Below are 12,665 nucleotides of genomic sequence, written 5' to 3' on the forward strand. Positions count from 1 at the left end.
CATGAGCGATCCCGAGGCGCCGCGCCCGAAGATGCCGCCCAAGCCCGACGGGCCGCCCTACGCCATGCCGCCGTCCGCACCGGACGGCACGCCCCCGGACGGCGCGCTCGCGGACACGACGCTCACGTCCCCCTCCGCCCCGGCGATTCCGTACCCGGAGAGCGGCCCGCTCCCTCCGGACCTCCCGTCGTACCGCTTGACGGGCGAGCCCCTTTTGACGGGCGAGCCCCTCTTGACGGACGAGACCGCCACGGAGCCGCCCTCGACCTCGCCGTCCGAGGAGCCGGGCCCGGCACCGCCCGACGACCGTCCCCGGCCGGTCACGGCGGGATCCTCGCACCGGCCACGCGAGGAGGGGCCGCCGGACGATCCCGCGGGCCGGACGATGGTGTGCCCGTACTGCCTCAGCGACTTCGACTGGGACAGCGCCCCGCTGGTGAACCGCGACGCCGGCGGGGACGAGATCGCGCTGCATCCGGAGCCGGACGAGAGCGAGAGCCGCTGGCGCAACCGCACCATGGACGCCTGGCGGGTCTGCGAGACCACCGAGGAAGACCACTTCATCCCCGCCTCGCTCGGCAGCATGAAGACGCTGATCGTCGGCCTGGTCGGCAAGACCGGGTCGGGCAAGTCGCACCTGCTGTGGGCGATGATGGAGGAGCTCGGCCAGTCCGCGCTCAAGATCTCCCATGGTCTCGACGTGCTGCCGCTGAACCCCCGGCTGCAGGGGGAGCTGTTCGCCCGCAACCAGCTCGGCCTGCTGAACGACCGCAAGCTGCTGCCGCAGACCCGGCTCGCCAGGAGTCCGGAGTTCAGCTGCGCGTACCGGATCACCAGCGGGCACACCGGCGAGAAGTACGCGCTGCTGATCTTCGATGTGGCCGGCGAGATCTTCAGCCGCGGGGACACCGCCGTGTCCACCCCGTTCATGGCCATCGCGGACGCACTGATCTTCGTGGCGGACGGCTCCGACCTCGACGTCAAGCACGGCCGGCGCACCGGTGACCCCGGGTTCACCGCGGTGCTCTCCCATCTCGACCACGTCCATCCCGAGCGCGGCCGGGAGTTCCTGCCGGTCCCCGCCGCCATGGTGATCGCCAAGTCCGACACGCTGCGCGTGTTCAAGGAGGTCGACCAGTGGCTCGGCCGCCGGGACGACCTGGACCTGCACACGGTCGAGCAGGAGTCCGAGGACGCCTACGCCTTCCTCAAGTCGCGCGGGGCGGGGTCCTGGCTCGTCCCCGTCCAGAAGTTCGCGGACTCCACGCTGCACTTCGCCTCGGCCACCGGCGTCGAGGCACAGAACGGCGAGTACCCCGAGAAGTCGTTCCGCCGCCAGCGGGTGCTCCGCCCGCTGCTGTCCCTGCTGGCGATGAAGGGCGTGCTCCCCCGAGAGAGCCTGGGAACCGGACCGGAGGCGTCATGAGGAGCCCGAACCCGGCCGTCCGGGTCGACCAGATCGTCTTCGTCTGGTCGGACCGGCTGCTCATCGGCGGCAGCGGCCTCGGCCCGGTGGCGACGTCGCTGGACCCGGACGGCCTGCGGGGCTGGAACGAACGCCTCGTCGGCGGCGACGTGGCCGTCGGGCAGTGGCATCAAGGCGGCGCCGAGTGTGTCGCGCTGGGCGCGCTGCGGCTGGGCCGGCGCGGCGACCAGGGCGCCGTGCTGCGGTTGCTGCCGGCCCGGGACCCGAACGGCCGCGTCTCCCAGATGGTGCACGCGCTGGTCGGCCCCGCCGAGGCGGTCGACGCCCGGCTGGCGCTCGGCCTGCACCGCTGGCCGAAGTGGATCACTCCGGAGCTGCTCCCCGGCCTGCCCGCGTCGCTGCCCGTCCTGGACGCCGCCGAGCTCTGGGCCGAGGCCGGCCCGGGACTGGACGCGCTGGCGGTACGGCGCGAGCCGCTGGCCGGCCTGCTGGCCGGGGCGATCGCGGCGCCCGCCGACCGCTACCTGGCGGACATCTCGCCCGCGGACCTCGACCTGGTCGCCGGGCTCGTCCGCCGGCTGGACGGGGTGGCGGGCAAGGAACCGTGGACGATGATGCTGGGCGCCGAGGTCACCCGGGCCGAGGCGCGGCCACGGCTGCTGGTGCTGGCCCGGGACGACGCCCGGCGCGACCGTACGCCGCTGACCACCGAGGCCGCCGGCGATCCGCGCCTCGACCGGGCCGCCGGACTGCTCGCCGACCTGCGGCCCGAGTCGCTGACCCCGCCGCGGTCACCGCTGGCGGACCCGGCCGCGCTGCTGGACTGGGCGGAGACCGAGCACCAGCGGGCGAGCACCGTCCTGGACCTCATCGACCGCGCGCTCGCCGGAACGCTGGACGAGGACGCCCACCGGCACCTGGACGGGCCGTCCGGGCAGGAACGGCTGCGGGCCGAACTGAGGCACGCCGACGTGGCGGCGCTCACCGAACGGCTGCACCGCTGGGCCGCCGCCCCGCCGCAGGGGCTGGCGAACGCCGGCCGGACGCTGCGCGGCATCGCGGCGGAACGGTACCTGGCGCACGCCGGTGAGGTGTCGGAGGCACCGGATCACCTGGCGCAGGCGGCGCGGCGGCTGGGCACCCCGCCCGACGAGGCGGCGCGCGTCCTCGTGGACTGGTTCGCCGGCCTGTCGGAGGTCACCTCGACGCACCGGTACGCGGCGGTGTACTTCGCGCTCTGGTTCGACGTCGATCTGACGACCGATGCCACCATCCGCTCGGTGCTGGCCGGCATGCCGCCCGCCGACGTGCTGCGCTGGGTCGCGCAGCTGGCTCCGGCCGGCCGTACCGGTGCCGCCCGGCACTTCGTGGACGTCGCCTTCGACCGGTGGCGCCGCGCGCGTGACCAGGCGGGGGACGAGCGGGTCCGCGCGCTGCTCGCCGAGACCGGGATGTTCCACGAGACGATCCACCTGCTCGTCACGGCCGGCGACGCGATGGCCGACGAGGAGACCCAGCTCTACCGGACCGTCCTGTACCTGGCCTACGGTGCCCCGATCGGCGATGTGGGGCCGGTGCTGGCAGCGATGCCGGTCGACGCGGCGGCGACGGAGTTCCGGCCCTGGCTGGCGGTGGCCGCCGTGGTCCAGGAGCGCGCCCTCGTCTTCCAGATCGCGGCGCACGCCTTCGGCCTGAACGCTCCGTCGGCGGTCATGGAAGAGCTGCTCGACCGCTTCTCCAGTACCGATCTGATCACGGGGCTCGCCGACCGGCCCGGACAGCCGGGCTTGCTCCAGACCGTCTGCAACCTGCTGAACTCTCGCCCGCCTGGCATCGCCGAGCGCTCCGCGAACCACGCCGTGCTGATCGCGCACCACTTCCTGTCCGAGATGGTCGAGTCGGCCTGGGGGGCCGTACCCGAGCGTCGCTTCATCGCCTACACGATCCTCCTCAGAGCCGCTTACGGGCAGGGCGACCGGGCGGCGGGGAACGGAGCGGGCCTGACCGTTCCCCAGGTCAGGGAACTGCTGGCCCTGGGAGGGCCGCCGTCGTTCGTGTGGGCCGTGTTGGACGCAGCCAGTGAGGAAGCGGTGCTGCCCGTCCTGCTCGACGAGCAACACCGGCGGTCGGCAGCGGCAGGCCTGTCCAGCGGTGCGGCCGAACGGGCGCTGCGCGTCCCGCATCACCGGGCGGTCGAGGTCAAGCGCGCCGAGGCCCCACGGCCGCTGCCCGCCGTACCCCAACAGGACCGTTCCGGCCTGGCCTCCGCGCCGACCGGCACCCCACCGAGCCTGCAGTACTCGCTTCCAGGTGGCGGACTGGTCGGCTCGAACGGCGGTACGCACCCGGGCGACCAGCCTGACCGCTTCCCGTCCGACGAGAAGGAGCCCGTCCCGGACGACCGGAACAGGGCCCTGGCCTTCGTGGCGGACCTGGACCGCAACGTCCTCATCAGCGTGGGGATCGTCGGCCTCGCGGTGGCCCTGCTGGCCTGCTACCTGATCTTCAGTGGCGGTTCCGAGGACGACCCGCCCGGCGAGGGGGCGGTGGTCCCGACCGTGACCGTGACCGTGCCGGCCGCACCGCCCACCAAGACCGACCGGGCGACACCCACCGGCACCGATAGCGCGACACCCACCGGCGACCGAACCCCGGAACCGACGACAGGACAGAGCCCCTGATGACCACTGGATCGGCCCCGGCCGTCACCGGTCCGTCACCCGACCGGCTCACCCGGGACACGGAACTGAGCCTCATCAGCGAACGGTTCGCCGGGTACGCCGACGAGGCGCTGAAACGCTCGCTCGGGACGACCGCGACCGGCCCGGTCCTGCTGAAGCGGCTGGCCGACGACCTCGATCCCGCGAACGGGCGGCCGCCGCCACCGGCCACCGATCTCGTCGCCGCCTACCCGGCCGAGGCACTGCTGCCCGACCCGCCGCCGCCGCGCTGGCTGGAACTGGTGCTGTTCTGGACACGGATGCTGCGTGACGTGCTCGTCTTCGTCCCGATCCTGGTCACCTGGTGGAAGCTGCACGACGCCCTCATCGCCTACGGCAAGGTCGGCAGCGAGGCCTCGTTCCTGCTCGGCTGGCAGGCCGGCTCGTTCAGGCCCGACCACATCGCCCGGGGCGTCCAGGACTTCGACCCGCTGTCGCGGACCGCCTGGTGGGTCGTCATCACCGTCCTGGTGGTGATCGTGTTCGCCATGGCGGTGAACGCGTGCGAGAACCGGCTCGACCGTCCCCGCTACGAGGCCGAGCGCCTGCAGATCACCCAGGACCTGGCGCTGGCGTCCCACCTGCTCACCGGTACGGCGGACGGCCAGGTCACGTACCGGGACCTCAGCTCGCTGGTCCGCCAGATGGAGTCCAGCATCGGCGGGCTCATCGGCCGGCTCGCGACCACCGCCGACGAGATGCGCGCCGCGCTGGAGAGCAGCACCGGCCAGCGGATCGAGGAGGCCCTGCGGGCCTGGATCGACAAGTCCGCCGCACTCGAGCGGGCGCTCGAGGCGATGCAGGCGCCCGGCGAGACCCTGGAGGCGTTCCGGGCCCTGCAGGACGACATCGCGGCGGGGCAGCGCGAGCTGCGCGCGGAACTCTCCGCCATGGTCACGCAGGTCGAGCGGGCGACGCTGGCCACCACCGACCACGCCGACACCGTCCGGCACTACCAGGACGCCGGCAACGAGCTGATCTCCGGCTCGGCGGCCCGGCTCGCCGCGGGCACCGACCGGCTGGGCACGGCACTCGAACGGCTGGAGGAGCTGGTCGCCGACTCGCGCGAGTTCATCGCCTACGTGCGCGGCGTCGACGGCGGTGCGCTGCGGTGAGCCGGCGTACGTCCCGGCGGCCCCGGCGGACCTCCCGCTTCGGTGCGTCCCATCTGGCCGGCTGGCTGTTCGCCGACCTGATGCTCGTGCTGTTCCTGGTCGCGATGGCGGTGCAGCCCCGGGCCCAGCTCACCACCGGGACCCCGGACGAGAAGAAGCCGTCGCCGGCCGGGCCGCGCGTGCTCGGCCAGGACTTCTGCGAGTTCATGATCCCGGTGGAGGCGGCGGGGCTGATCGGAGGCAGCGACGGCGCCCGCGCCGACCTGGTGACCAAGGTGGAGCAGACCCTGCACCGGAAGCATCCGTCCTGGCTGCACGGTCCGGCGATGCGGGACGCCGAGGGCCGCGCCAAGTGCGACGCGATGCTCAAGCAGAACCTGCAGGTCGGCTTCTTCCTCGTCTACGGCGCCAGGAACGACACCGGCAGCGGCGTCCGCCTCGGCAAGAACGCGGCGACCGCGATCAAGGCCGGCAACCCCCGCTTCCGCCAGGCCATCTACCGGGCGGCCTGGACCGGCGGCCAGGGCAACGGCTCGGTCCAGCTCATCGTCTTCTTCTACCAGAACTGACCGGCCGGCTGCCGAGCACCGGCTGACTGACCACCAGAACCGATCGACACGGGGGATATGACGGGGTGACCACCGAGACCGTACAGCTCAGGACGCCTGCCGGCGCCGCCGGCGAACGCGCGGAATTCGTGCTGACCCTGGAACACGGCGCGCACCACGGCCCCCGGTTCAGCCGCCGGTACGGTACCGCCCGGCGCCCCGGCGGCGGGGAGACCGACTGCCTCTACAAGGTCGCCTCCGGCGAATGGGGGCGGCGTGCGCTCAGCAACGAGGTCGCCGTGTTCAGCGGCCTGGGCATCGTGGGAGTGAACACCCCCCTGTTCGCCGAACTGCTCGGCGACGACCTCGACACCGACGAGGGCGGCGCCCGGCTGCTGCAGACCCGCCGCGGGCGGGCGCTGGCAGGCGAGCGGCGCAGCTCCCTGCCCGCCGCCGCGCAGCTCTGGCAGCCCACCCATGATCTGCTCTCCGCGCTCCAGGTGCTGGCCGACAACGGCTACGCGCACGGCGCCATCGCGCCCGACACGGTCTTCTGGGACGGCGAGGGACTGCAGATCGCCGATCTGAGCAGCGCGACCAACCAGACGGGCGACGGCGAACTCCTCCGGGACGTGCGCAACGCCGTCGGGCTGCTCTCCTGGTTCGCCTCCGGTGAGGAGTCGTCGTTCGGGCTGCACAGCGAAGGAATCCCCCGCGACGACGAGTTCCGGTTCCTGACCCGTTCCCATCCCGACCTCGCCATGGTGCTCGGCCCGGTGTACGAGGGGGCGGCCGCCACCGCCGGGGAACTGCTGGCACGCATGGCGGGCTGGCCCCGTCCGGCCGCCGTGGCGCCCCGTCCGCCGGCACCGCCGCCGCCGGGCGGGACGACGGTCAAGGACGCCGAGAAGACCGAGACCACCGAGACCATCGAAAGGATGGAGAACGGCACCGCCGTGATCTCACCGGCGCCGCCCGTCCACGACGGCGACCGTCAGGCGGGCAAGAACTTCGACGAGCTGTGGAAGATGATGCACGAGCGGCCGACGGACGCGGGTCCGCTCGCCGGCCCGGCCGAGCCGCGCCCGGCCGTTCCCCGGCCGCGACCCGAGCCCGGGACGGTGCGCCCGTCCCTGCCCAAGGACTTCCCCTTCAACGTCGGCGACGACGGAAAACGCCGTCCGCACCCGCTGCTGGTGTGGCCGGCCCTGTTCATCCTGGTCCTCCTTATCCTCTTCATGGTGATGTGACATGACCGTCCCGCCCCCACAGCACCCGGCGCCGCGCGACCTCAAGATCTGCCCGTACTGCCTGAATCACCTCGACTGGTCCGACTACGGCGAGCTGCCCCTGGTCAAGGACACCCCGGAAGGCCCCGAGGTGCTCACCCGTACACCGGACGAGTCGGAGACCCGGTGGCTGCACCGGACGCTCGGTGCCATGCGGCAGTGCCGGGGCAACGGCGAACCGCACCTGCTGCCGGTCGACTACGGCGATCTGGACCCGCTCATCATCGGCCTGGTCGGTGCCACCGCGGCCGGCAAGACGCACCTGCTCACCGCGATGATCGCCCAGCTCGAACGGCGCCGGGCGATGCTCGCCCAGGAGTTGCGGATCGAGCCGCTCGACGGGCGGCTGCGGCAGCGCTTCTACGAGGAGCGCATCCGCCCGTTCCTGGAACGGCACGAGGTCCTGCCGAGCACCCGCGCCGGGCAGGCCGAGTTCGTCTACGCGCTCCGGGTGTCCAGCAGGCAGACGGGCAGGAGCCACGCCGTCGGGTTCTTCGACGTCCCCGGCGAGCACTTCACCGGGCACCGCTACGACGAGACGCCGTTCATGAGCGTGGCCGACGCGGTCATCTACGTCGCCGACGGGGACAAGCTCAAGGTCGGCGACGCCTGGAACCCCTGGGTCCCCGACCCCGGCTTCACGCACGCGATCACGCAGCTGCGGCGGACCCGGGCCTCCGGCGACGGCCGGCTGCCCCCGGCCGTCATCGTCGTCGCCAAGTCCGACGTACTGAACGGACTGGACGACGACGACACGGTCACCCGCTGGCTCGGGCGGCCGGACGAGAACACGCTCGACGACCTGCGCAGCATGCGGCAGGAGAGCCGGGACGCCTACACGTTCCTGAACCGGCACGGCGCGGAACTGTGGCTGGAGCCCTTCGACTCCGCCGCCGCGCCGATCACCATCCACTTCGCCTCCGCCTCCGGCGTCTCCCAGCGCGACCCGTCCGAGCGCGTGTTCCCCGACGAGGACTTCGGGCCCCAGCGGGTCCTGCGCCCGCTGCTGTCGCTGTTCAGCATGGCCGGGCTCGTACCGAGGATCGCCGTGGACGAGCCCGACGGCCCCATGGACGAGGCGTCGCGGCTGTTCTACTGACCGGAGACCCGCCAGGCGTGGCCGGCGAGCAGTTGCGCCACGACGAGATCGGCACGTCCCGCGACGGTCACCGGATCAGCGCTCCGGTGCCAGTCCGGCCACCAGGGCACCCCGGGCGGGACCGCTCCGGCCAGCGCGCGCGCCCGCGCCGCGGCCTCGGGCCACAGCGTCAGCTCGGTCGCCCACGCCCACAGCATCGTCCACTCGCGCGCGGACGGCAGCTCGGCCGGCCCCCGCCCCCGGTAGCTCTCGACGATCCGGCCGCGCAGCCAGCCGAGCCGGGCGTCCGCCCGCCCCATGATCTCCGGGACCTCCGCATGGACCCGGTCGACCACGGAGCACCGTCCCCGGCAGCCCGGATGGGTGCAGCGGTGCCCGGCCGCGTACTCCAGCACGCCGCCGTCCAGTGCCTGCTGCAGCAGCCGCTGCTCCGCCTCGCCGCCCTGAGCGAGCCTCAGCAGCCCCGGCGCGTCGATCGGACGCCCCTTGTAGCGCGGCGTCACCTCGGGGATCACCCGCGAGGTCAGCCTGGCCAGTGCACGCGGTGCCCGGCCGGGCGACAGCCCCCGCAGGTACTGCACCTCGCCTGGGGCGGCGCCCAGCTCGACCAGCCAGTCGGCGATCACGCCGCCGTTGCCGGCCAGCCAGCCGATGCCCTTCGCCCAGTCCCGTTCCAGGTCATCGACGAGGTGCTCGATCCTCCGGTACGTCCGGCCGTCGAAGCGCGTACGGCGGTTCTCGCCCGCCCACCCGGCCACCTCGTCATAACTCCAGCGCCGCTCCGGCTCGACGGTCAGCAAACCCTCGATCAGCGACCGCCAGGCCGGATCATGTACCTCGTCCAGCACGGGCCTCCGCCCGGCACGCAGCATCTCCTGGACCTCGGCGCCCCGCATTCCCTCGTACGGCGTCCGGTGCAGGAGCAGCTCGTAGGCGATGATCCCGAGCGCCCACCAGGCCGCCGGGGCGCCCCTGCGGCCGCGCACGGTCTCCGGTGACGCGTAGGACAGCGTCGCCGCCACGCCCTCCTCGGAGCCCTCGTACCGGACGTTGCGCGCGGTGCCCCCGAAATCGCCGATCAGCAGCTCGTACGGGCCGCGCGACCGCACCAGGATGTTGGCGGGCTTCACGTCCGTATGCGTCAGCCCTAGGTCGCCCAGCCAGAAGTTCAGGCATTCGGCGAGCTCGGCGATGATCAGGCGTAGCTCCGCGTCCCCGGCCGGCGGCGCGCTCCCGTAGATCACCTGATGCAGCGAGCCGTACGGGCAGTACTCCTGTGCCATCCACCCGACGGGGACCCCGCGCATGACGGTGTCGCCATAATCCAGGATCTTCGGAACATGCCTGGCGGAGTCCCCCAGCGACAGCAGCCGCAGCTGATCGAATTCAGCCCGCGACGCCTGGTCGACCTTGACCACCACGTCGGCCGCCCCGCCGGCGGCCCTGGCCAGGAAGACGACCGATTCCCCGCCGACCTCCAGCAACCTGACCGGGACGAACCGTCCCAGCAGGCCAGCCGGAAAATCAGCGATCCCCCACGCCTGCGGCCCCAACGATCAACCCTCCAGCCCCGCCAAACGACTCAGGGAGCACCCGCCGCACGGCGGGTGCTCCCTGGTCAAGTGGCGGAGGATCGGGGATTTGAACCCCGGATGGGCGGTAAACCCAAACCGCATTAGCAGTGCGGCGCCATAGACCGGACTAGGCGAATCCTCCAGAAGCCCTCAGGCTCACGACAGGTTACCGGTCAGCGGCCCGACCGGCAAAGTCCGGGCCGGTCGAGCGGAGACCCCGGGCCTGCCGGCCGGGGTCTCCGCCGTCCGATCACATGCCGGAGATGCCGCAGGCCTTGCCGAGCTCGCTGGCGCTCTGGATCAGCGAGGAGCCGGAGTTCGTGCTCGGCGGGTTGCCCGAACCGAGGTTGGCCATCATCTCGGCCAGCCCCTCCAGGTCCTTCGCCACCTTGTCGGCCGCGGTCTCGACGTCCCCGCCGGCCTTCTGGCCCTCGCTGCGGATCTTCGAGGCGGTGTCGCGGTACAGCTTCACGTTGGCTTCCTGGCCGGCGCCCGGGTTGCTCATGTCCGGCTTGGCGATCTTGCCCTGCACCGAGGACAGTTCGGTCCGGATGTTCTTGCAGGCCTCGTCCTTGGCGCCGCCGTCGACCACGGAGGCGAGGGGGCCGCAGCCGGTCGAGAAGAGCAGCGCGCCACCGAGGGCTAGGGCGCCGACAAGCTGGGTGGCAGACATGCGCATGGGGGGTTCTCCTTCAGCGGGGGGTGACGTGTGAGGGTAAGACCTCGTACGCCAGTTCTATATCGGTTGCCCTATTGGGCGCACAACCCAGACGAACGGTTCCATCACCCTCAGCAAGACCTTTGCCATGCGCGGGTACCCCGTTCGGTGCCCTACACTGGTGGACGTTGCCACGGCCGGGAAGCTGCTAGACTCCCGTGCGGCAACGAAGCCCTGGTGAGAGCCAGGAAACCGGCAGCCGTAGCTCAACGGATAGAGCACCTGACTACGGATCAGGAGGTTGGGGGTTCGAATCCCTCCGGCTGCGCACCTCCCACCATGGCGTTCCTTGATCTTCAAGGGGCGCCATGATCGTTTTGTAGCAACGCATGTAGCAACGCGCGCTAGGAAGCCCGTTCCCGCCGCTTCTTCACTGCGGTGAGGTCGACCAGCACGCCGTTCATCGACTCAGCCGCAGCGTCCTTCACCTCGTCGAGCAGGTGCACGTAGATCTCGCTCGTCGTCGCGAGCCGCGTGTGCCGTAGAACGCCCTGGATCACCTTGAGGTCCACGCCATCGGCGAAGAGGAACGACCCGCAGGCGTGCCGCAGGTCATGGACCCGGCATCGCTCGACCTCGGCACGCTGGCAGATCTCCTCCCACACCCGATTGACGTTGCGCGGCTCAAGCGCCGTCCCGATCACGGTCGTGAACACCAGACCCTCGTCATGCCAGATCCTCGCGGTGTCCTGCTCGGCCTCCTGCGCCGTGCGGTGCTCGCGCAGCGCCACACACGCGAAGGCGGGCAGCTTCAATGTGGCCTTGCTCGCCGGCGTCTTGAGTCCCTTGGCAACGAGCTTGCCCTTGCGCTTGCCCGTCTTCTCGTCGAGCTCGCCCCGCAACCGCTGGACCGACAGGGAAAGGCGGACCGTGCCCGCGGACAGGTCGACGTCATCCCACCGCAGGCCGAGGCCTTCACCGCGGCGCAAGCCAAGGGCGAGCAGCAGTAGCCAGTAGGCCCACAGCCGATGATCGGCCGCGGCCGCCAGGAGCTGCCGCACCTCGTCCTTGGTCAACTCGCGGGGCGGCTTGCGGTCGACGGTCGGCGCATCGACCAGAAGGCAGACATTCCGCTTCACCGACTCGTCGTCAACGGCATCATTCAGCGCCTTCCGCAGCACGGCGTGCGCGTAGGCGACCGTGCGCGTCGACAGCTTCGCCGGCGGCGGCAGCTTCTTCTCCCCGGGGCGCAACTTCCGACGGGTGTGGCTGGACGGCTTCTCTGCCAGTTCCAGCAGCCATGACCGGATGTGCGTCGTGCCGAGGTCGACCAGGCGCACCCGGCCGAGGTGGGGAACGATGTGCTTCTCGACCATGTCCCGGTACGAGTCGAGAGTGGAATCGGCGAGCTTGCCCGCCTTCACACGCTGGGCCAGTGTGACCGGGAGCCACACCCGCATCAGGTACTGCCCGACGGTGTCCGTACGACCCGCCGTGACCGGAAGGTTGTCTTCTATCTCCCGTTCGGCCTTTTTCTTCTTCCCGACAACTTCCGTGCGACTGTTGCCGTATACCGGCTTGCGTTTGCCGTTGGGGAGGTAGACGGTAGCGACCCATTTCCCGTCGCTCTTGCGCTGATACGGGGCACCCTCCCGATTGCCGCGCGTGCGTGGTTTACTGGCCACCTTTTCGCTCACCCGGCCCTGCCCTTCTCGCCCGGAGGCAGGAATCCACGTTGGCGCGCTTCCCGCACCCAGCGATGCACGGTCGTGGTGGGCACCTCGGATTCCTCGGCCAGAGTCTTGGCCGGCGCCCGCGTTGTCCGTGCAAGTTCTGAGTAGGCGAACGCCACTTCTCGATAGAACTGATCCGGGTTCTCGCCGGTCGGTCGGCCGAGCTTTCTGGCCCGCCGCTGCTGCCGTTCGGCGACCTTGACCGCCCGTTCGCGGAGCGCCGGGAGCGTCAGATCGTCATCGGCCTGGTGGCCCTTACCGCCTTGTGCCCAAGCGTCCAGCGCACCCTTCTCCTGAGACGTGGGCGCGTTGATGGCTGCTTCAAGACGGCTCACTGAGACCGCGCGCAGAGCCTCGGCGCTGACCTCGGCGCCGTGCATGTAGAGATCGGTGATCTTGAATCGGCCGGTGTCGGTGAGCTTCACGCGTACGTGAAGACCGTCCAGGCCGAGGGGTGGCGAGATCGAACACCACCCGTCGCGAGAGATGTGCATCGTCGCACC

10 protein-coding genes and 2 tRNA genes are annotated in these 12,665 nt (G+C 71.4%); 7 read left to right on the plus strand and 5 right to left on the minus strand.

Going from position 1 to position 12,665, the window contains the following annotated elements; translation table 11 throughout:
* Position 1: 1 nt before the first annotated feature.
* From ACH34Q_RS28830 to ACH34Q_RS28855, 6 genes are all read left to right on the plus strand, one after another.
* On the plus strand, positions 2 to 1,426 hold the full coding sequence (locus tag ACH34Q_RS28830; protein ID WP_395986219.1) for a hypothetical protein: 1,425 nt from the start codon (positions 2 to 4) through the stop codon (positions 1,424 to 1,426).
* Positions 1,423 to 4,107, plus strand: coding sequence for a hypothetical protein (locus ACH34Q_RS28835; protein ID WP_395986220.1), 2,685 nt, complete (start codon positions 1,423 to 1,425; stop codon positions 4,105 to 4,107). Before ACH34Q_RS28830 ends, ACH34Q_RS28835 begins: the two co-directional genes overlap by 4 nt.
* A complete protein-coding gene (locus ACH34Q_RS28840) occupies positions 4,107 to 5,261 on the plus strand; it encodes a hypothetical protein (RefSeq protein WP_395986221.1) in 1,155 nt (384 codons plus the stop codon). Before ACH34Q_RS28835 ends, ACH34Q_RS28840 begins: the two co-directional genes overlap by 1 nt.
* On the plus strand, positions 5,258 to 5,830 hold the full coding sequence (locus ACH34Q_RS28845) for a hypothetical protein (RefSeq protein WP_395986222.1): 573 nt from the start codon (positions 5,258 to 5,260) through the stop codon (positions 5,828 to 5,830). The genes ACH34Q_RS28840 and ACH34Q_RS28845 overlap by 4 nt, the downstream gene beginning before the upstream one ends.
* A gap of 65 nt (positions 5,831 to 5,895) precedes the next feature.
* Positions 5,896 to 7,059: a hypothetical protein gene (locus ACH34Q_RS28850; protein WP_395986223.1), complete on the plus strand. Its 1,164-nt coding sequence runs from the start codon at positions 5,896 to 5,898 to the stop codon at positions 7,057 to 7,059.
* Position 7,060: 1 nt separating this feature from the next.
* On the plus strand, positions 7,061 to 8,197 hold the full coding sequence (locus ACH34Q_RS28855; RefSeq protein ID WP_395986224.1) for a hypothetical protein: 1,137 nt from the start codon (positions 7,061 to 7,063) through the stop codon (positions 8,195 to 8,197).
* Here ACH34Q_RS28855 and ACH34Q_RS28860 read toward each other — a convergent pair.
* From ACH34Q_RS28860 to ACH34Q_RS28870, 3 genes are all read right to left on the minus strand, one after another.
* Positions 8,191 to 9,750, minus strand: coding sequence for a protein kinase (locus tag ACH34Q_RS28860; RefSeq protein ID WP_395986225.1), 1,560 nt, complete (start codon positions 9,748 to 9,750; stop codon positions 8,191 to 8,193). The genes ACH34Q_RS28855 and ACH34Q_RS28860 overlap by 7 nt on opposite strands.
* Positions 9,751 to 9,820: 70 nt before the next feature.
* Positions 9,821 to 9,913 (minus strand) — tRNA-Ser (locus ACH34Q_RS28865).
* A gap of 108 nt (positions 9,914 to 10,021) precedes the next feature.
* Positions 10,022 to 10,450, minus strand: coding sequence for a hypothetical protein (locus tag ACH34Q_RS28870; protein ID WP_395986226.1), 429 nt, complete (start codon positions 10,448 to 10,450; stop codon positions 10,022 to 10,024).
* A 234-nt stretch (positions 10,451 to 10,684) separates the two neighbouring features.
* Between ACH34Q_RS28870 and ACH34Q_RS28875 the strand changes: the two genes are divergently transcribed.
* Positions 10,685 to 10,757: transfer RNA gene (locus ACH34Q_RS28875), tRNA-Arg, on the plus strand.
* A 76-nt stretch (positions 10,758 to 10,833) separates the two neighbouring features.
* Here ACH34Q_RS28875 and ACH34Q_RS28880 read toward each other — a convergent pair.
* A complete protein-coding gene (locus tag ACH34Q_RS28880) occupies positions 10,834 to 12,126 on the minus strand; it encodes a tyrosine-type recombinase/integrase (protein WP_395986227.1) in 1,293 nt (430 codons plus the stop codon).
* A complete protein-coding gene (locus ACH34Q_RS28885; protein WP_395986228.1) occupies positions 12,123 to 12,656 on the minus strand; it encodes a hypothetical protein in 534 nt (177 codons plus the stop codon). Before ACH34Q_RS28885 ends, ACH34Q_RS28880 begins: the two co-directional genes overlap by 4 nt.
* Between the last annotated feature and the right edge of the window lie 9 nt (positions 12,657 to 12,665).

The organism is Actinomadura sp. 9N407, from assembly GCF_044326315.1.
GTDB lineage: Bacteria > Actinomycetota > Actinomycetes > Streptosporangiales > Streptosporangiaceae > Spirillospora.

Bases quoted from the DNA above. Each gene is read 5' to 3' on its own strand.
- ACH34Q_RS28830 (WP_395986219.1), top strand. From the start codon at position 2: ATGAGCGATCCCGAGGCGCCGCGCCCGAAGATGCCGCCCAAGCCCGAC.
- ACH34Q_RS28835 (WP_395986220.1), top strand. From the start codon at position 1,423: ATGAGGAGCCCGAACCCGGCCGTCCGGGTCGACCAGATCGTCTTCGTC.
- ACH34Q_RS28840 (WP_395986221.1), top strand. From the start codon at position 4,107: ATGACCACTGGATCGGCCCCGGCCGTCACCGGTCCGTCACCCGACCGG.
- ACH34Q_RS28855 (WP_395986224.1), top strand. From the start codon at position 7,061: ATGACCGTCCCGCCCCCACAGCACCCGGCGCCGCGCGACCTCAAGATC.
- ACH34Q_RS28870 (WP_395986226.1), bottom strand. From the start codon at position 10,450: ATGCGCATGTCTGCCACCCAGCTTGTCGGCGCCCTAGCCCTCGGTGGC.
- ACH34Q_RS28885 (WP_395986228.1), bottom strand. From the start codon at position 12,656: ATGCACATCTCTCGCGACGGGTGGTGTTCGATCTCGCCACCCCTCGGC.